Raw genomic sequence first — 19042 nt, forward strand, 5'->3', positions numbered from 1 at the left:
CGCGCCGATTGGCGCAAAGTGACAAAGCCGCGGAACATCGGGAAAACCCCGAGAGCCGTCACACCAGGCGCTGCAGGCTGGCTTCGAGTTGCTCGGTCGGCAGCCGGCGAAAGCCCGAGCGCGCGAAGCGCTGCAGACGACCGATGGCAAAGGCCGTGAGCACCGAGGCCTGCACGTTCGCGTCCACGGTGGGCGTGGCCGCGCCGCCTTCGGCCAACGCCGGCCGCAGGCACTGGCGCAGGCTGGACTCGATGTGGTCGAAGAACTGGTTCATGCGGTTCTGCAGCCGCTCGTGCTCCAGCACCAGCGCGTCGCCGACCATCACGCGCACCATGCCGGGGTTCTTCTCGCCGAACTGCAGCAGCACCGAGACGATGCTGCGCGCCTGCTGGGCACCGCCAGCGGCCTCATCGGCCGCGATGGCGCCGACGAGGTGGAACACACTCTGCTCGATGAATTCGATCAGGCCTTCGAACATCTGCGCCTTGCTGGCGAAATGGCGGTACAGCGCGGCCTCGCTGACCTGCAGCCGGCCGGCCAGCGCCGCGGTGGTCACGCGCTCGGCGCCGGGCTGCTCCAGCATGGCAGCCAGGGTCTGCAGGATCTGCAGCCGGCGTTCGCCCGGCTTGGGCCGCTTGCGCGGGGCGGCAGTGGCCGCGGCATCGTCGCCGCTGCCTTCGGACGTTGCGGTGGGCAGGGCGGCGTCTTCGGGCATGCGGGCGTGGTGCGCGCTCAGCGCGCGCGGATCATGGTGCCGTAGGCCTGGTCGGTCAGGATCTCGAGCAGCATCGCATGCGGCACGCGGCCGTCGACGATGTGCACGGCGTTCACGCCGCTCTTGGCCGCGTCGATCGCGCCGGCCAGCTTGGGCAGCATGCCGCCGGAGATGGTGCCATCGGCGATGAGCTCGTCGATCTCGCGCGAAGTGAGTTCGGTCAGCAGCGCGCCGGCCTTGTTGAGCACGCCCGGGATGTTGGTCAGCATCATGAGCTTCTCGGCCTGCAGCACCGTGGCCAGCTTGCTGGCCACCACATCGGCATTGATGTTGTAGCTCTCGTTGTTCTCGCCGAAGCCGATGGGGCTGATGACGGGGATGAACTGGTCGTCCTGCAGCGCCTTGACCACGCTCGGGTCGATGCCCACGATGTCGCCGACCTGGCCGACATCGTGCAGCTTGGTCGGGTCGGCCTGGTCGGCCAGCTTGAGCTGCTGCGCGCGGATGAGCCCGCCGTCGCGCCCCGTCAGGCCCACGGCCTTGCCGCCGGCCTGGTTGATGAGGCCCACGATGTCCTGCTGCACCTCGCCGGCCAGCACCCATTCGACGACTTCCATCGTTTCGGCGTCGGTCACGCGCATGCCCTGGATGAAGTGGCCCTTCTTGCCCAGGCGGTTGAGCGCCGTCTCGATCTGCGGGCCGCCGCCGTGCACCACCACCGGGTTCATGCCCACCAGCTTGAGCAGCACCACGTCTTCGGCGAAGTCGGCCTGCAGGGCCGGATCGGTCATGGCGTTGCCGCCGTACTTGATGACGATGGTCTTGCCGTGGAACTTGCGGATGTACGGCAGGGCCTGGGCCAGGATCTCGGCCTTGTCGCGCGGCGCGATGGCGGACAGGTCGGGCTCGGTGGGGGTGGACATGGCGGGCACTCCGGAGGCTGCTGAAAACTGGCGCGGATTGTAGGGGCCGCTGTGTGTCACTTCCCCAGCCAGCGCGGCACCTTGAAGCGGATGATCATGAGGTAGGCGCCGACATAGCTCACCACGAACAGCGCGCAGAACGCGGCCAGCACGGGCGTGTTGTTCCAGAACATGACGGCGGGCACCACCGTCAGCAGCGAGAAGATCCACAGGTAGGGCGAGGTGCGGTTGTTGCGCGCCAGCAGGTCGCTCGCCTCGTCGTCCTCGAACACCACCCGCACGAGGCGCCGGAAGATCAGCTGGTGCAGGTGCAGCGCATCGGCCATGCTGGGCGACTGGCCGCGCGCCAGCTTGCGGTAGACCGAGAACAGCGTCTCGCTGACGGGGTAGATCAGCAGCAGCATCGGGAACCAGGGCGACACGGTCGGATGCCGTTGCACCAGCAGCACGCAGGCCACCGCGATCACAAGCCCCCACACATAGGCCCCGCCATCGCCCGCGAAGATCTTGCCGTAGGGGTAGTTCCAGAGCAGGAAGCCGCCCGTGGCGCCGACGAGGCAGACCAGCATGGCGGCGAGTTGCCGGTCGCCGACCTGCAGCGCCACATGGACCAGCGCCAGGCTGATCAGGATGGCGACCATGCCCGCCAGGCCGTTGTAGCCATCGATGAGGTTGAAGGCGTGCGGCAGGCCGGCGATGGCGACCATGGCAAAGACGACGGCGACGAGAGGAACCGTCTGCAGCCAGTGGTCCAGCGGCGCGAAGCCGATGCGGCGCACGCTGAGGTTGAGCAGCCAGCACAGCAGGACGGCGGACAGCGCCGTCAGCCCCAGGCGCAGCCGGGCGCGCAGGCGCTGGGTCATGTCTTCGGCGATGCCGGCGAAGACGGCAGGGGCCATGCACATGGCCATGAGCCAGAGGAAGGTGGAGTTGGCGCGCCAGTCGACGTTGAGGGAGGCGGCCTGGGGGGTGCCGGCGTAGGCCCAGGCGAGGACCAGGCCGAAGAAGATGCCCACGCCGCCGATACGGGGCACATGGCCGCGGTGAAAGCGCTGCGGCATGTCGTGGGCGTACCGGCGTGCGTGGCGGCGCGCGAGCCGGATGACGACGTAGGCCGCGATGGCGGAGATGAAAAAGCTGAAGACGACGAGAACGACCATGGGGTGCGGGGAACCTAGAATTCCCGACGCGAAATTAGACCATGCCAGCTCCAACACATCGACCGATCACCGTATCCATCGTCAGCCATGGTCAGCAAGCTCTCGTTTTGCCTCTTCTGGCGCAGCTAGCCGAACATTGCGCCGCGTCGATTGAAAAGATCGTGCTCACCGTCAACGTAGCGGAGCCGGATCTGCTGACCCACGCGAACTTCGCGATCCCGATAGAGCAGATCACCAATGACGCGCCACGGGGTTTCGGAGCCAACCACAACACCGCCTTCCAGCATTGCACCAGCGAGTGGTTTTTGGTCTTGAATCCAGACATTCGCCTGCATGCGGATGTGCTGGAGCCGTTGCGCCGGGCAGCCACGGACAACGATGGTGTGTTGACACCGCGGATTGTCGAGCCCGGCCAAGACCAGCCTGAGCCACACCGAAACATCCTGACGCTTGGCGAAATCCTGGCCCGTCGGCGAAAAAACTACCAAGCCCCGAAGCGACCTGCGTGGATTCCCGGCATGTTCATGCTCTTTCGCGCTAATGCCTATCGCCAGATTGGGGGGTTCGACCAACGCTATTTCATGTACGGGGAAGACTTCGATGTCTGCGCACGCCTGTGGCTGAAAGGCTGGCGCATCTGCGCCATCGACCATCTTCAGGTCCAGCACCAGGCCCAACGCGCCAGCCAGCGCGACTACAGACATCTGTGGTGGCACATCACCAGCCTGATGAAGGTCTGGTCGTCGGCGGCGTTCTGGCGGTACAGGGCGGCTCGCGCGCGGGGCTCGTCGCGGGGCTAAGAGCCTGGCGACGCGTCACGCGAAGAGCTGCGTCGCCCACACATTGGCAGCAGCCGTCGGTCAAGCTGGCGCCAGATCTCGGCCACCGTCACATGGCGATGGCGTTCGATGGACTGCCGCTTTGCCCACATGCGCGCAAGCCCCTTCAGCGCATCCCGCTTGGCACGCCAGGCAATGCCGCCCTGACCACGGGCGGCCAGCCACAGAAAACTCGCGACGTTGAGGGCCACATGCAACGGCAGCAGGACCCAGAACAGCGCGCTGGGCATGTTCTTCACGAACACCCACACCAGGTTGCGGTGCCCGTGGTAAGTGGCGAAGTCCCCGTGCTGCCCTCCCGTCGTCGCCGACCCCACATGCCAGACCACGGCATCAGGCACGTACCACGCACGGTGGCCTTGCAGGCGCAAACGAAAACCCAGATCCACATCTTCGGCATAGCAGAAGAAGTCTTCGTCGAACCCGCCAATCGCGCGCAGCGCGTCCATGCGGTACATCGCGGCGGCGGCGCATGGGGAAAAGATCTCGCGCGGTCGCAGATCGTCCGCCGTGCACCGCACCTGGTAACCATCGCGGCGAATCTGCCCGCTGATGAAGTACCGGTCGCCCGTCCCGTCCAGTACCCCCTCGGAGCCAGCCTGCATCTGCCGTGAACCGAACGCAGCGGCATCGGGTCTGGCTTGTGCAGCGCCCAACAGGGCGGCAAGCCAACCCGGCTCCGGAAACGCATCCGGATTGAGCAGCACGACGAACTCAGCGTCACAGCGCTCGATCGCGCGGTTGTTGGCTGCGGCGAACCCGATGTTGCGGTCCATCTGCAGCACCGTCACCCGCGGCAGTTCCCGCACCCCCGCCAGCGACCCGTCCTCGCTGGCGTTGTCGACGACCACGATCTCGTCCGGCAGCACCGTCTGACGAAGGCAATGCTGGATGCAACGCAGCAGGAAGGCGCCGCTGTTGTAGTTGACGACGATGACCGAGACCCTCGCCTTCATAGCGCAACCCAGAAGCGCAAGAGGTCATCGACGTAGTCGGACGTCGAGCGCGGCGGTCGCACATTCGCAGCCAGGCGCGCCAACAACTCCCGGTCGGCTGCCAACCGGCGCAGCTGCTGCGCAAGTGCGGCGGAATCACCAGACGGGAAGAGCAACCCATCGACCTCGTGCCGCACCACGGCGGCGATGCCGGGATGGTCCGAAGCCACGACGATCGTTCCTGCGGCCTGCGCGGAGTACACCACGAGTGGGGTGTTCTCATACCAGAGAGACGGCACGACCAAGACATCCAGGTCGGCCATGACGTCAAAGATGGCGTGGTTCGGGAACGTGCCGGCGAAGACGATGTCCTCCAGGCCGGCCGCCAGCGCGGAGAGTTCCTGCACATAGTCGGGAAAGTCCGCCGGGTTGCCATGGATGCGCAGCGAACAGGCACCCCGAGGCAGGAGCGCGAAGGCACTCAGCAGAACATGCGCCCCCTTGTGCGGCCCCAAGGTTCCGATGAAGCCGACGCGCAGCGGCCCGTCAGTGGGCCTCCGGCCTTCTCGGGTCGGCGCGATCGTCGGCAGATCGACACCGAAGGCGGATTCGACCACACGCTCAGGGCGCACGCCGTACTCCAGCAGCTTCGCACGCATGAATGCATTCGGCGCGAGGATGCACTGCAGCCGATTCAGCCGCGAGACCGTCTTGGGAAGACGTTCGCCCAAGGCACGCACCTCGGCGGCAAAGGGAAGGCGAGCCGCGGCTTGCGTGCGCGCGAGCGGCGCCAGAGCATCGGCCCACGCCGTGGGCAATGCCCGCGCGACAAGGCGCACCCCAGCAGCACGAGCCGGGTTCTGCGCGAAGTGCTTGATGCAGTTCCCGGCGTGCAGGCTGGGACCATGGCAGAGCTGACCATCCGGCAGGCGCAGTTGCGCGGTGGTGCAGATGGTCCAGAAGTCCGTCGGCGTGAACGACTGGCGCACGCCCGCAGCCTCGGCCGCAAGAATCAACCCCGTGCCGAGACGATTCAGGTGGAAGTAGTGCACCCGGTCCGGCCGGAACGCGGCCAGGATGCCAGCGAAGTGGTGCGCGGCGAGCACATTGTCGGAGCCGACTTCGATCATCGACCGCTGCCCCCGCATAGGCACGTACGCATGGTGGAATCGGTCGACCTCGAAGCCGTCGAACTCGTCGCGGACCCAGCGTTCGGACTCCCTGAGCTCATCCCGGCCAGGATGGCCGGTCACGATGCGGACGGTGTGGCCACGGCTGCGCAGTTCCCGCGCCACCCCCCATGTCAGCACTTCGGTTCCGGCCGTGAAGTGCGGAAAGAACTGGTGCACCACCAGCAACACTCTCACAGCGAAGTCGCGCTCACGTTGCCGTTGGAGACCGTGCGCGCATCCAATGGACCGTCCGCTCTAGCCCGGCACGCAGCGCGACACGCGGCTCCCACACCAATTCCCGGCATGCCAGCGCGTTCGAGAGCACGTTCAGCTTGACATCGAAGGGACGGCCAGGCTTGTAGTTGACGGCGATGCGCCGGCCCAGCACATCGCCCAGCATCACGACAATCTCGTTCAAGCTGACACCTATGCCGGAGCTGACGTTAAAGCAGGTGTCGGCACCCTCGTAATGCAGCGCCAGAGCGAACGCATCCGCGACATCCTGCACATGGATGTAGTCGCGCGTGACCGAACCATCGCCCCAGATTTCGATGGGCTCGCCCGCCAGGGCCCGGTGCACGAACACGCCGATCGCGCCCTGGGCCGTCTCGATGCGCTGCCTCTCGCCGTACGGATTGGCCACGCGCAGGATCACCGGCCGAATCCCATGCGAGTGCTGGTAGATCCGCAAGTACTTCTCGATCATCAGCTTGGTGATGCCGTAGGACACCAGGGGCTCGGTCGGATGCGCCTCGTCAATGGGCAGGTATGCGGGCGTGCCATAGACCGTTCCGCCCGACGAGATGAACACGATGCGCGACACTTTTGCGCGCACCATGGCCTCCAGCATCTGCAGGCTCGCCACGACATTGGACTGCACGTCATAGACCGGGTCTTCATTCGATCCCTTGGGCAGGGTGGTCGACACCAAGTGCATGACGGCATCGACACCCGCCAGGGCATCGCCGACATCGTGGGTGCTCGACAGGTCTCCGCCGATCCACTCCACGGATTCGCCAGGCTTGAAGCTGCGGTAGGGCGGCACGCGCGGCCGCTCGAAGATGCGCAAGGCATGGCCGTCTGCGAGCAGCCGGTCCGCAATGGTCGAGCCGATGAACCCACCGCCACCGAAAATCAGAATTTTCATCGTTGAATCATCGCAAAACACGCCTACGCGGCGTCACGGCGGAACGATACCCCGGCCGCCATGCCGCCAAGCACCGCTCAAACACGGCAGAACACGACATAGTCATTGTCGGCATGAACCTGCCGGAAGCCCGGCAGAGGCGTCGTGGCCGCCACCGCAGGCCGCATGACCACGATATCAACGCCCAGGCCCAACACCGTCCGAAAGTCCGGCTCGAAGCCTGCGCCGGCTGCGGACACGAAATCCCTTGCCCTGCCGCGCTCCGCCTCGCCCAACGCCAGCCCCTCCTGCGGAGTGTTGCTGAAGTTGTGGCGCATATGGCGGGCGGCAACGCTTTGCAACGAGGGCGCCAGCATCTGGGCCGTCACCTCCCACGGCTCCGGCGCCAGCACGACGGACGGGGTCCGGAAGCGATCACAGCCTAGCACTGCCGCTGCGGCGGAGCGGTACTCGGCGTCCGACAATTTCGGCGCCAGCATGCCCTTGAGATGCCGCGGATAACCCCACTGCGTCTGCAGCGACAGCACGCTCCCGCCCGCAAGAATGCCTGCCGCGACCAACGTAGCTGGCACCATGGACCGCCTGACGTCAGACTGCCGCAAGGCCTCGAACAGCCACACTCCGATGACCGCAGCGATCGTCGGATACTGGAAAAGGTAAAAGATGCGCCAGAAGCCATCCGAGGGAACGAAGCGCTGGAACACGGGCAGCAGGACCGGATTGAGCAGCACGCACGCCAGCACCATTTGGTACAGGGCGAACCTGCGCAGAGCATCCACGCGGAGCCACGGCGCACGCAGCCACAACAGCAATGCCACCAGCACCAGGTAGAGCACCAAGCTTCTGGCCGACAGCGTGAGCCTGGCGTATTCCAGGAATGGCATGTTCTGCCATGCCCGCCAGTAGCTGTCGTCCAGCAGCGGACCGAACTTTCCAACGAACACCAGGCCGACCAGTACCGGCAACCCCATCAGCGCCGCAGCCCAGAGATGCCCGCGTACCCAGCCACGGGTTGCGCCATCCACCACGATCAAAGCCGCCATGCCAATGGGAAGAATGAACAACGCAGAGCCCGTGAGCCCCATCAGAAACACCACGAGACATGCCAGAAAAAGCCAATCGGCGGGCCGGTCGTGCGAACGCGCGCGGTCAAATGCAGGAAACAGCGCAATCAGCGCGGCCGCCAGAAAGCACTTGCCCGTCCAGCCACCGAGGAACAGCCAGGCCCCGATGCGGCGGTTCTGGTCCGCGTCGAAGAACAGGAACACCAGCACCGACAGCGTCGCCAAGATCTTGGTCGAGGCCACCGCGTGGGGCGCGAAATGCGTGATGGTGTAGTGGACGGCAAAGACATACAGCACGATGGAGATCACCGTGCCTCCGATCTGGTAGCCGATGACATCCGAGCCGGCGACATGCCCGACACGGACCAATGCATATTCCCAGGACGTGGTCAGATGCGCGGCACTGATGGGCGCAACGCGGTCGAAAGCGAGCCTGGTGTCGTAGCCGGGCTCGAACAGTTCGCCATGCAGGCCCAGATAGGCGATGCGGTGAAAAAATGTGCTGTCGTCGGGATTGAAGGCATAGAGCAGGGCTGTGCCCGCCGCGACCGACAGTGACAGCCCCAGCAAGACGCAAAACTCACGACGTTCCGCCCAGATCGACGGCGCGCCCTGGCGTCCGCAAGTCCAACCCAGCGCCATCGCCATTCCAAGCGTCAGAACCTGCCCTATCGTCTGAGGTAGATGCAACAGCACACAGACCCAGTACGCCAGAGTCATACCGGCAAACGCGCCAACCATGCGTTCAAAGAATGCGATCACGGCCATATTCGCTCTTTGGCACAGCGAGTTGTTCGCAGGAGGTCAATCAAAAGTACTGCCCCGCTATGGCTCGCCTATGCACGACGTCCAAACCTCGGGACCGCTTCATCACCTTGCACTGGGGTTGTAAGCCCCACGACAAGCGCGAAGCAAAATTTTCAGCACCGACAGATTGCCTTTGAACGCACTGATCTTCGTTGGAACCTCGCCCTTCGGATACCGCCGGACAGTTGGCAATTCCACGCATCGATACCCAAGACGCGGAACGCGCGCTGACAAATACGCCAGCAGTTCGTACGTCTGAAACACGTCGCGAAAAGGTGCGACGCGCGGGTCCAGCAGCATGCGCTGGCTGTACGCGCGAAAGCCCTGCGTCGTGTCGGTCCATTGAAATCCCGAGGCTAGACTGAGCAGAGGTGCATGCAGCAATCGGATGGCCAGATCGCGCGACAGCGGCGTGTTCTCGGCAACACCACCCGCAACGAAGCGGGACGCCTGCACGAAATCAGCGCCGCTTTGCAGGGCGTCGATGAAGGCAGGAATCGCTGCGGGATCATCCTTGTCATTGCCATCGATCGTGACAATGCCCTCGTAGCCTTGGTCCAGCGCAAATGCGTAAGCGCAGCGCAATTGCGCACTGAGTTTGCCCGGCCCCGTCTTGACGATTAGTCCGCGAACATGGAATTCCAGCAGCATGCTCCGCTCCAACGACCCATCCTTGCTGCCGCCATCGACGATCAGGATGTCGGCAACGCCGGCAATGCGGAGTTCCGCCATCCTTGACAACAAGCTCCGGATACGCGGCCCTTCGTTGATCACCGGAATGACGACGCACCAACGGTGCTGTCGTCCCTGCCACAGCACCACCTCCATCGAAGGCACCTGCCAGGTGCTCCGGTCGGCCTGGACTATCTGATCCTGCATCTCCATCCCTCAAGCGACACGCGCCGTCAGCAACACCACGCCGGCCACGACGAGAGCGATCCCTGCCCCGGTCGTCCAATGGAACGGCTCTCGAAAAAACACGAACGAAAAAAGAGCCACCATCGCGACCGCGCCGGATGTCAGGATCGGATGGGCCACGTTCAAGGGCAGGCGGGCCAATGCCGCTGCGTACAGCAAGAACGCTGCGCCATACAGCCCCAGCCCCAACCAGAACGGCCAGTTCGCCAAGGCGGCCATCGGCTCCGACAAGGAGGGAAACCGGCGAGGCGGCGACATGGCCACCTTGATCAGCACGCTGGCCGACGCATTGGCCAGAATGCCGAGCACCAGAATCAACCACTTCATCCGTGCGCCCCCGCGACGGGCCGGTACACGGCAACGGCGCGCGCAACCGCCCGTTCGACAGAGACCAGATGCGGCTCGCCCGTGGTCGCCAGCATCTCGATGCACACCACGTGGTCCGGCAGATGGCGCACCAGCGCCGCATGCACGGCGTCGTGCGGCGCCGTGCCATCGCCAAGTGGAAGAAGGTCCGGCTCGCTCGCATGGACGTGTCCCACCAAGTGCGCGAACGCCGCCACCGTGCTCGCCGCATCCTCGCCATTGATCGCCATGGCGCCGGTGTCCAACTGCATGCGGATGGCTGGATGCGCAACGGCCTGCACCACAGCCGCTGTCTCTGCACTGGTGGTCATGAAGTTGGCGCCGTAGCGTGGCGGGTTGGGCTCCAGGCACACCTGCACACCATGCCGCGCCGCCTCGTCGCCCAGCCGGCGGAAAAAGGCCACCGCCACCTGCAGCGCCTGGCCATCGTCCAGGCCCGTCCTGTCGCGGTTCTTCGGCGAACCGAACACGAGGTGCCCGGCGCCCAGTCCCGCACCGATGCGGCAGACCGCCGAGAGCCGGCGCAACATGGCCTCCTGCACAGGCGGCGGACCAAACACATTCAGTCCGGTCGACCCGAACAGCAAGGCCTGCATGCCCACGACAGCGACGCCGCGCGACTGCCAAGCCTGCCGCACGGCGTCGATGTCCTGCGCGGTCGCCGACTCGGGATCCGGGAAGTACTTGCCGGGAGCGACATCGATAGCGTCCACGCCGTGCGCCGACAGCACGCGCGCGACGGCAGCGTCCTCCGCGGCATCCCAGGCAATGTTGGAAATGGAGATTCTCATGCACCGCTCCCCGACGCCATCGATGCCCGAGGTTCGGACTGCGCGTAGGCACGGACCGCCTGGACCGTCTCGCGGGCCGAATACTGATGGCGCCCTCGCCCGCCGAACAGCTCCGCATGGCGGGTCTGCATGTCGTAGCGCGCCGGCGTGCCTGCAAGCTGCTGCGCGAATGACTTCCCGAAACCCTGCTGGGCGACATCGGCGACGCTGACCGGTTCCGCCGTCAGGTGCACCAGCTGCAAGCCGGCCTGGCGCGCACGCTCGATGTCCCACCAGAGGTTGACCATGGGGTAGAACTGGAACACGCCTCGGCTTTCAATCGCCCCGAGGTTGTTGTCGTTGTGGAAGTCGTAGATGACGTTCTTCCTGAGGCCGGGGCCAACGAGGCCCGGCAGGCGCACAACGAGGTGCCGATCAAAGTGCGAAGTAACGAACTTTTCGAGCAGCCGCCGATGCAGACCATAGGCGTGCAAGCCCTCCTCGTCGACCACACTATCCTCATCCACACCCAAAGGATTCTTGAAGACATCAACGGTGCTGATGAGTATGAACTCTTTCGCTTTGGTGGCCTTCAAACACTCGATCAGCCCATTGATCTTTCGGAGATCATCCGCCGGATCTCGATTGGCCAGCCATTTTTGAGCGGGCGCTCCAGCACAAACGACCAGATCGAAGTCGCGCTCTCGAATATCTTCAATATTTGTAGAGCGGTATCGATGGCCGAAGATTTTTTGCCTCAATAACGTCCCCCCAACGAATCCCGTATACCCAATCAGTGCACTTTTATCTTGATTCATATCTCTTCCATCCTGTGTTTTCGCATCCAAACACCCAACCCGAGCAGTGTAAGTTTGAATCCATTAAATGAAACGTGCAGCAGCGCAGCAACAAAGCCAAAGTACCAAAGCACAAAATTGAGCTGCGTATGAATGAATGAATGTCCTTTGGCAAGCACAAACCACGAAAGTGGAACGATCAAGAACACAAAGAAGAGCGCCGTATCCGCCCGCCATTGAATATTCCGACCGATCCACCTGTAGACCAGGACTGCAGTAGCCCACAGAAGCATAAAAGGAAACCAACCTCCTGGAATTGTCTTCACCAAATTCGTCGTCCAACTATTGACATACACCATCAAAACACCGACCGGCGACGATGTCAATGACGCGGCAGTCAATGGATCAAAACGCGACGGGTCTCCGTATGTGCGGCGCTTCACATCCACTTCGTAAATCGACTGCAGCCCCTGCCACACGGTGTCTCCACGTACAGTCGCATGGATGAGTAGTGCCACGATGAAAGCAACCACTCCTATCGAAAAAATCACTCCAACCCTCTTCAAATTCAGAACACGCGCTTCGCGCTGAGCCGCCACCACAGCCAAATACACGAAAGGAGCAGCAGCAAAAAGAATGACGCTCGTCAAATACTCATAACCTGCCAAAAACCTGAACACGAAAGCGCAAAACAAGAAAATACAAACCAAGATCTCCTGGCGAGGCGTTCGGGAGAAAAAGAGCGAGATAGCCAAAGCTGCCGGCAAGAACCACGCAAAAGGAATCCAGTATAAATTCCGACCAAAAGCCACTAGCCAAGGAGAGAACGCGACACTTAGCAGGAAGAAAACTGCGAACTGCAACGAGATGACCTTGGAATACAGAAAAACCAGGGCAACAACAACGACTGCAAATGCAAAAGAATTCAGAAAATTTAGCGCCACCAAGCTCTGGGAAAGAACTTTGTACATGCCAGAAAACAGTGCGCCTTGAACGCCATATTGCTGAGGATATGCAACAAACTTCATTGTTGAAGGGTCGACGGGATCCCCTGATATCTTGACAGTCACGCCGCTCCCGACAGTTCTATCGACACGCAGAAGGTCGCCGGTCAGGTCCAAGTTGGCATACTGATAGTTATATTTGACGGCCTTGATCGTCCGAACATCCCCTTGAACGTCGACTTTTCGGCCAACATAGCGGTCGAGTCCGGAGCCCAGCACGACGATGCGCGCACTGTGCCTGGAGACCCCTTCAGTCCAATTGTCGTCATTCAATGGCGCGGGCCTCAGAGTCAATGGCTCAAGAGTTTTCCTGCCAATCAATTGGTATGACTGAAGTATGTACTCTGGAATATAGATGAAATCAGAAATCCCAACAAAGCCTATTCCCGCCCCTAAAGGGAGAGCTTTGTTATTCTCATCTGCAATGATGCGACCCAGAACCAGAGTTTCCGAGTCATGCTGAAAGGCGGAGAAACTCTCCGCCGGCACCACTGAAAAAATATTTTTGTGGAACGAAAGCGTCAACAGCACAATGAGCAGCAAGGCTGTCAGTGCCGCACTAAACTTCGATTTCACCGCTAATCCTTTCCAGGACATCGTAGATATTGTCAATTTTCCCCCCCAGAATAGAATAGCACCCAGGGAGATCACGGTGTTTCTCGAACAATATTGGCCGTCCGTCATCACCCTCGCTTTTGACCAAGACAGTCTTGACTTCGAAAAGCGAATCGACACGGCGCGCTTCCATGATGGAAGGCAAGTAGCGCCCGACGCTGCGCATCATCCAATCCACACGCGTGTCCTTTCGATAATCTGCCAAGACGCTGTAAGGATTCCGCCCAGCTTCGTCCCGCCAATGGAAGTGTGGGGTATAGCGAACATGGGACAAGGTATGCAAGTTTCGCGCGGGGAAGGGCATCACTGAAAAGAAGGCGCCGTCCATCACCGTGATACCGACGTCCTTCAACACCGGAGGAACATCCATGAGCGCCATTTCCGTCACCTCGTGCTTCAGCCCCGCGCCGACGCCAGCGAAGTCCCCGCCGAACTGGTTCAGCCCGCTGTAGGTGCAGTTGAAGACATAGCGACACCGGATGCAACTGGCCTCACCGCGCCGGTCGACCCCGACGACATCCAGGCCACCGTCCGACGCACGCGTGATCTCCGTCGCCCGTGTTTCCAAACGAACGTCCACGCGGCTGGCGGTGAGTTCCCGGCGGGCCCAATCGGCCAGCCGGGTCGAGTCGAACGCATATTCCTCGACCAGGAACACGTCTTCGATCAAGCGCGCATTGAAAAGCGCGCGCAGGCCCGGCGACGCCGGGCCGATGCGGGCGCCGATCTCATGGCAGAAGCGTTTGAACTGCCGCGCCGTGACATGCGAGTTCTGGCCTGCGATGGCGTAGAGCTTGGTGAAGTCCGTCTTCACCACCTGCGGCCAGTCCCGTACAAAGCGCGGCAGGTTCACGCGGCTGCGGAAGGCGGTGGTGAAGCTGCGCGGGTAGTGGTAGCCGTTGTGCACCCGTGCCTGGTTGTTGTAGGAGGCGCGCGTCAGCAGAGCGGCTTCCTGCTCCAGCAGCACGACCTTGGCAAACCCGGCCTTCTGCGCCAGGAAGATGGCGATGGCCGCACCGTAGAAGCCACCGCCGACCACCACGGCGTCCGCACTGTCGCAGGCATGGCTCATGGTGTGGCGTGCACCGCAGCGCCATCGCTGGCCGCAGCCGGCACCACTTCCTCGATGTTCAGCTTCTCGCGCCGCGTCATGCGCGCACTCGTCATTTCCTGCGCCACGTGGTAGGGAGGCCCTTCGTTGGACAGGCTGCTCATGTGGAGGATGTACTCGCCCAGGATCAGCAAGACCAACGAGATCAGGAAGAACATGCCCGATTGCTGTAGCGACATGCTGACCCAGCCCGGCGCGACATCGGCCTTGAATAGCCCGACCGCCACCACATAGGTCGAATACGCCAGATTGGCGACCGCGCCAAAGAGCGACAGCGACGTCACGATGCGCATGGGGGCCCGCGTGGTCGACACCAGCAGACGCATGCCTCTGTCGATGCTGTCACCGAGGTTCTTGGTGCGGTGTGCGGCGGGCTCCGACATGTAGGCCAGGTTGACGCGCGAAAACCCACCGGTGGCGGGCAGGTGCCGGTAGGTGATGGCGGGCCGCGGATGCTGAAGGATGAAGTTCACGACCTTCTTGCTCATCAACCGGTACTGTGGAGCGTCCTTTTCGAGGTGGACGTTGTTGAAGAGCTTGTACAAACCGTTGAAAGCGCGGTAGGCGGCACGGTAGAGGATGGTCTGCCGCGGCTTTCTGCCGTTGCTGCCGAACACGACATCGACGCCGCCCACAGCCTTGTCGAGCATTTGCGGCAGGAAGCCGATGTCGTCCAGGAACGGGTCGATCACGGCCACGAAATCGCCCAAAGCGTTCTCCACGCCGACGCACGACGCGGTGTCGCCATCGACATCCTTGGTCAAGGCATAGACCTGCAGATTGGGCAAGCCCGAGGGGCCGGTCAGCTCCTTGAGAACCGCGATGCTGTCGTCGCGCGAAGCGTTGTCCACCACGATGAGTTCGTAGTCGCTGACCAGCGGTGCGAGCTTCGCCGTCGCACGTTCCAGGATCGTGGCGAGTTCTGCGGCCTGGTCGCGGACAACGTAGACGACGGAAAGAAAAATGGGAAAGGGTGCCATGGTTTGTGGAAGCGGCGCTTGCGAATGGAGCGAACGTCAGCGCCGGCCGGCGCTGGGCAAGGGGCGCCATTGTGGCAACGCGGAAACCGCCACTGCGACCATGAACACAAACACCGGGATCATCGGAGCCATGTAGCGCGCCTGCACGCCGTTCCAGGAACTGGCGTCGAGGATGCCGAACAGGACAGCACGGGAGACCACCATCGTGCCGGCGATGCCGCAGACAGCCAAGACCGGCACGGGCACGAAGCGTCGGACGCCCCAAGCGACCACGGCCACCAGCAACACGGCCAGCAGCGCGATGTTGATTCCCTGGTAGAGCTGGCCCAGTCGGGCGAGCCAGTCCCAGGTCACAGGCACACCGCGCAGCTGCGACAGCCAGCGTTCGATCCGGTCGCCGCGGCGCCCGGCAACGAGTTCATCCACCCCGAGGGTGACCGCAACGGCACCCTGGGTGGTCGCCATCGCCCCAGCGCGCATCTGACTGAATGGCAGCCGCCCCAAGGAACCGTCGGCAGTGCGCACCACCAGCGCATCGTCGCCGCCCGCACCCGGCGCGGCCAGACTAAACGCCAATGCACCAGGAACGTCGGGGCGACGGCCAAGGTCGGACAACATCGTCCAGCCTACGGGCTCTGCGCCGCCCTGAGACAGGCCCACCGAGGCGCCCGGAGGCAACATGATCCAGCCCCGCACGCGGGTCGAGGGCACTGGGTTGCGCCGCCCGACGATCTCGATGAACGACGCCATCTGCTGCGGTGTCGCGTTTTCTGCCGGCAGTCGAACGGACGCAGGGCTACCGTCCACCACGAGGCGCAAGGCACCCCAGCTCGATCCCGGCACACGGCCGATCCATTTGCCCAGGTCAGGGTCGAGGAACGAAGGTGTCCAGGCAGGATAGGCCGGCAAGCGGCCTGCATCGAACGCAGCCTCCAATTCATTGGCGATGGCGTGGTACTTCGTTTCGGCAGCCCGTGCGCTGCTGTGCCAGCCCACCATGGCCCCGGCATCGCGCACGGCCCAGTAGAACCAGCCGTTGCCGATCTCGCCTTCGTGGCCAGTGAACTGCGCCGTGTGCACTGCCAGCACGCGGCCTGGCTCGCCTTCGAAGAATCCCTGCAGCTCCCGGAAGGTCGGACTGTGCTCATACGCGAGCTGCCGGGCCTTGCGCGTCACCGTCACATGCAGCAGGCCGGGACCTGCGTCGATGCGGTTGAGTGCCGCGATGGCACGCTCGTAGCCTGGGGCGGCCAGCTCGTACCGGACAGCGACGCCCCAACGCAGATAGTTCATTCCGGCGAGTCCGGCGCCGAGCACCAGGGTCGCCAGCAGCGGCAAGCCGACAAACCGCATGCCCAGCGTACCGGTCCGCAGCGACGGCCACCACTGTGCACGGTGCAGCAGCGAGCACGCCCCGAGCAGGACCAGGGGCACGAAGAACAGCACACCTTCCTTGCGGACATGGAATGCCAGCGCAAACGACAGGGCGAGCACACAGGTCGCCACCGGCGCGCGGCGCCCTCCCTGCATCGCGCGCGTGTTCCACACCTCCAGTGCGGCGCCGAGAAGCCAGGGCATCAGCACCACCAGCAGGGTCTCCGACAATGCGCGGTCGAACATGGCAATGAACAGGGGGTGGAAGGCGCACAGCAGCCAGAACGCCGCGCCGATCCACCGACGCCCGGAAAACCGCACCAGCGCATAAGCGGCGTATGCGACGCCGGACAGCCACGCCAGGTCGATTCCCAGACGCGCCGGCAGGCCCAGAGCGTTCTGCAGCGCCAGCCAGATGGAATAGACCGGCAGGTTCGCAAATGCCATCTGGTTGTAGTTGCCTCCCCAAACCAGGCGTGCGGCGCTGTGAACGAACCAATACTCGTCGTAAGGCGAGTTCAGCGCCAGGATGTCGCGGTCGGATGACAGGAAGAGCCGGGCGAGCAATGCCAGGACGCCAGCCCCCCCCCATAGCACCATCCAACGCCATCGGCGTCCATGCCGTTCTCCGGGTTCGATCACGTAAGCCTCTTGCATCTCATTTGTCCAAGGTTCCGATGTTCCGCATGGCCATCTCGCCGCTCACCGCAACGGCACCAGCAGACGCTGGCCGTTCCAGTCGGTCCTGACCGGCGCCGTCGCCGAGGTGTTGCTCAGCCCACGGTGGTCGTACACCGCGATGCCTAGCATCTCGATCGCCCGCAGATCGACGCCCTCCCGCGATGCGAAATTGCTCCATTGCTGCCCGACCGGGGCATGGCGATAGCCAGTGTCCATGACGAAGTCCAACTGCCCCAGCATGTTGCCGCTGCCGTCGAGCAGATGCACGCCGACCCGCTTCGCCAATGCGGTGCTCTTCGCCGCAGTCCATGAAAACCGCAAGGTCCCCCCTTGCACCTCGATCGCATCCAGGCGGTAGGCCTCGTCGAAGACGACTGGATGTGCCAGCTTGTTGCGGTCCGGTGCGGCCGGCTCCATGGAGAACCATCGCGCCGTGGGCTGCGCCACGACCAGCACGAGAACCACGGCACAGAAGGCCGACATCAGCCGCCACCGGGAGATGCCGCCACGGGCCTCGTCCCGCCAGCCTCGAATCAGGCGTTGTGCAGGAACCTCCACGCAGAGATGCAGCAGCGCCGCACCAGCCAACCCGCAGATCCAGTACCACGCATAGATCGCGTCTGCGGGCAGGCCCATAAAGATGCCAGGAGCCTGCTGGAGATACAGCAGGAACAGGGTGTGCACCAGGTAGAGGGCAAAACTGATTTCGCCGAGGAAGACCAATGGTTTGGTCCCCAGAATGCGCGACAGACGTCCCGTCTGAAGGGCAAACACAAAAATGGCGACCGCATAGATCAAGGTGCCGAAGCCGCTGGCCTCCAACACCAGCGACCCCGTCCGGCCCACCAGGTCCAGCACCGCAGGATGGTGCGCAAGCAGCCGCGATGCCCACAGACCGAAGACGATCAGGACAACAGTGCCGAGTTCGAGCACAGTCCCCATGCGCCCGATGGCCGCACGGACACGCGCGCCATGGTCTCGGTAGGCATGGCAGACCGCGATGCCGAGCGCAAACTCGAGAATGCGCGCCAGCGGGCTGATGTAGGCGAACCCGCCCCGCATGAACTCTGCTTGCGGCCCTACCGCGAAGCGGCTGCTCAACCACCACATGACCATCGTCACGGCGGCAAGTCCAGCCATCTTGATCTTCCACGTAGTCTGCCAGTTGGAGATCAGGAGCGGGAAGGCTAGGTAGAAGAAGAATTCGGTCGAGATGCTCCACGAGACCGCGTTGTAAGCCGAGTAGTACGACCCCAGGGGCAGCCACGCATGCGTCAGTGTCACGTACGCCGCCGTGATGGCGGCACGGCTGCCCTGCGGCAGGGTGTGGGACGAGATGTTCCCGATGAAGACGATGAACAGCACGGTCGCAGCGATGTGCGCAGGCCAGATCCGCGCGACCCGTGCCAGCAGGAAGCGGCCGATGTCCTTGGCCCCGTGCAGAACCGGGTAGTTGTAGGCCAGGACGAACCCGGACAGGACGAAGAAGAAGCTCACGCCCTGCCCCAGCGCGAAATGGGACGCCCATTGCGGTCCCAGCCCGCGCTCGATCGCATGGTGCACAACGATCATCGCGGCCGCAAAGAAGCGCAATGACGTCAGGGAATCAAGTTTCTGGGTCACGGCAGCACAAGCTTGGGAAGGAGCCGCAAACGCGCGGGTGC

General features: G+C 63.3%; 17 protein-coding genes. 1 reads left to right on the top strand and 16 read right to left on the bottom strand.

The window, feature by feature from the left end:
• Nucleotides 1–58 precede the first annotated feature (58 nt).
• The 3 genes from slmA to ASF44_RS08685 are packed head-to-tail and all read right to left on the bottom strand — an operon-like array spanning nucleotide 59 to nucleotide 2798.
• Nucleotides 59–715: a nucleoid occlusion factor SlmA gene (gene slmA / locus ASF44_RS08675; RefSeq protein WP_056898820.1), complete on the bottom strand. Its 657-nt coding sequence runs from the start codon at nucleotides 713–715 to the stop codon at nucleotides 59–61.
• Nucleotides 716–732: 17 nt separating this feature from the next.
• Nucleotides 733–1638 (bottom strand): acetylglutamate kinase, encoded by a 906-nt coding sequence (gene argB / locus ASF44_RS08680; protein ID WP_056898821.1) that lies wholly within the window; start codon nucleotides 1636–1638, stop codon nucleotides 733–735.
• Between the two features lie 56 nt (nucleotides 1639–1694).
• Nucleotides 1695–2798, bottom strand: coding sequence for a glycosyltransferase (locus tag ASF44_RS08685; protein WP_056898822.1), 1104 nt, complete (start codon nucleotides 2796–2798; stop codon nucleotides 1695–1697).
• A gap of 41 nt (nucleotides 2799–2839) precedes the next feature.
• On the opposite strand from ASF44_RS08685, the gene ASF44_RS08690 reads away from it, so the two are divergent.
• Complete coding sequence (locus ASF44_RS08690; protein WP_056898823.1) at nucleotides 2840–3598, top strand: glycosyltransferase family 2 protein; 759 nt, start codon at nucleotides 2840–2842, stop codon at nucleotides 3596–3598.
• Here ASF44_RS08690 and ASF44_RS08695 read toward each other — a convergent pair.
• The 13 genes from ASF44_RS08695 to ASF44_RS08750 all read right to left on the bottom strand — a co-directional run bounded on the left by ASF44_RS08695 (nucleotide 3595) and on the right by ASF44_RS08750 (nucleotide 19001).
• On the bottom strand, nucleotides 3595–4593 hold the full coding sequence (locus ASF44_RS08695) for a glycosyltransferase family 2 protein (protein WP_056898824.1): 999 nt from the start codon (nucleotides 4591–4593) through the stop codon (nucleotides 3595–3597). The two genes, ASF44_RS08690 and ASF44_RS08695, sit on opposite strands and share 4 nt — an antisense overlap.
• Complete coding sequence (locus tag ASF44_RS08700; protein WP_056898825.1) at nucleotides 4590–5939, bottom strand: glycosyltransferase; 1350 nt, start codon at nucleotides 5937–5939, stop codon at nucleotides 4590–4592. Before ASF44_RS08700 ends, ASF44_RS08695 begins: the two co-directional genes overlap by 4 nt.
• Before the next feature lie 13 nt (nucleotides 5940–5952).
• Entirely contained in the window at nucleotides 5953–6891 is a 939-nt protein-coding gene (locus ASF44_RS08705) for an NAD-dependent epimerase/dehydratase family protein (protein WP_056898826.1), read from the bottom strand.
• Nucleotides 6892–6968: 77 nt separating this feature from the next.
• A complete protein-coding gene (locus tag ASF44_RS08710) occupies nucleotides 6969–8723 on the bottom strand; it encodes a hypothetical protein (protein ID WP_056898827.1) in 1755 nt (584 codons plus the stop codon).
• A 102-nt stretch (nucleotides 8724–8825) separates the two neighbouring features.
• Complete coding sequence (locus ASF44_RS08715; RefSeq protein ID WP_056898946.1) at nucleotides 8826–9641, bottom strand: glycosyltransferase family 2 protein; 816 nt, start codon at nucleotides 9639–9641, stop codon at nucleotides 8826–8828.
• Nucleotides 9642–9650: 9 nt separating this feature from the next.
• Nucleotides 9651–10007 (bottom strand): SMR family transporter, encoded by a 357-nt coding sequence (locus ASF44_RS08720; protein WP_056898828.1) that lies wholly within the window; start codon nucleotides 10005–10007, stop codon nucleotides 9651–9653.
• Entirely contained in the window at nucleotides 10004–10837 is an 834-nt protein-coding gene (locus ASF44_RS08725; protein WP_056898829.1) for a sugar phosphate isomerase/epimerase, read from the bottom strand. Before ASF44_RS08725 ends, ASF44_RS08720 begins: the two co-directional genes overlap by 4 nt.
• Nucleotides 10834–11634, bottom strand: coding sequence for an NAD(P)-dependent oxidoreductase (locus tag ASF44_RS08730; RefSeq protein WP_056898830.1), 801 nt, complete (start codon nucleotides 11632–11634; stop codon nucleotides 10834–10836). Before ASF44_RS08730 ends, ASF44_RS08725 begins: the two co-directional genes overlap by 4 nt.
• Entirely contained in the window at nucleotides 11631–13193 is a 1563-nt protein-coding gene (locus ASF44_RS31605) for a hypothetical protein (RefSeq protein ID WP_156374407.1), read from the bottom strand. Before ASF44_RS31605 ends, ASF44_RS08730 begins: the two co-directional genes overlap by 4 nt.
• Complete coding sequence (locus ASF44_RS08735; RefSeq protein WP_056898831.1) at nucleotides 13177–14304, bottom strand: FAD-dependent oxidoreductase; 1128 nt, start codon at nucleotides 14302–14304, stop codon at nucleotides 13177–13179. The genes ASF44_RS31605 and ASF44_RS08735 overlap by 17 nt, the downstream gene beginning before the upstream one ends.
• Nucleotides 14301–15323, bottom strand: a complete 1023-nt coding sequence (locus ASF44_RS08740; RefSeq protein WP_056898832.1) for a glycosyltransferase — start codon at nucleotides 15321–15323, stop codon at nucleotides 14301–14303. The genes ASF44_RS08735 and ASF44_RS08740 overlap by 4 nt, the downstream gene beginning before the upstream one ends.
• Nucleotides 15324–15359: 36 nt before the next feature.
• Nucleotides 15360–17354 carry a hypothetical protein gene (locus ASF44_RS08745; RefSeq protein WP_156374408.1) on the bottom strand — a complete coding sequence of 665 codons (1995 nt, stop codon included), beginning with the start codon at nucleotides 17352–17354 and terminating at the stop codon, nucleotides 15360–15362.
• A gap of 45 nt (nucleotides 17355–17399) precedes the next feature.
• Nucleotides 17400–19001 carry an acyltransferase gene (locus ASF44_RS08750; RefSeq protein ID WP_156374409.1) on the bottom strand — a complete coding sequence of 534 codons (1602 nt, stop codon included), beginning with the start codon at nucleotides 18999–19001 and terminating at the stop codon, nucleotides 17400–17402.
• Nucleotides 19002–19042 lie beyond the last annotated feature (41 nt).

Source organism: Pseudorhodoferax sp. Leaf274 (assembly GCF_001422445.1).
GTDB lineage: Bacteria > Pseudomonadota > Gammaproteobacteria > Burkholderiales > Burkholderiaceae_C > Pseudorhodoferax.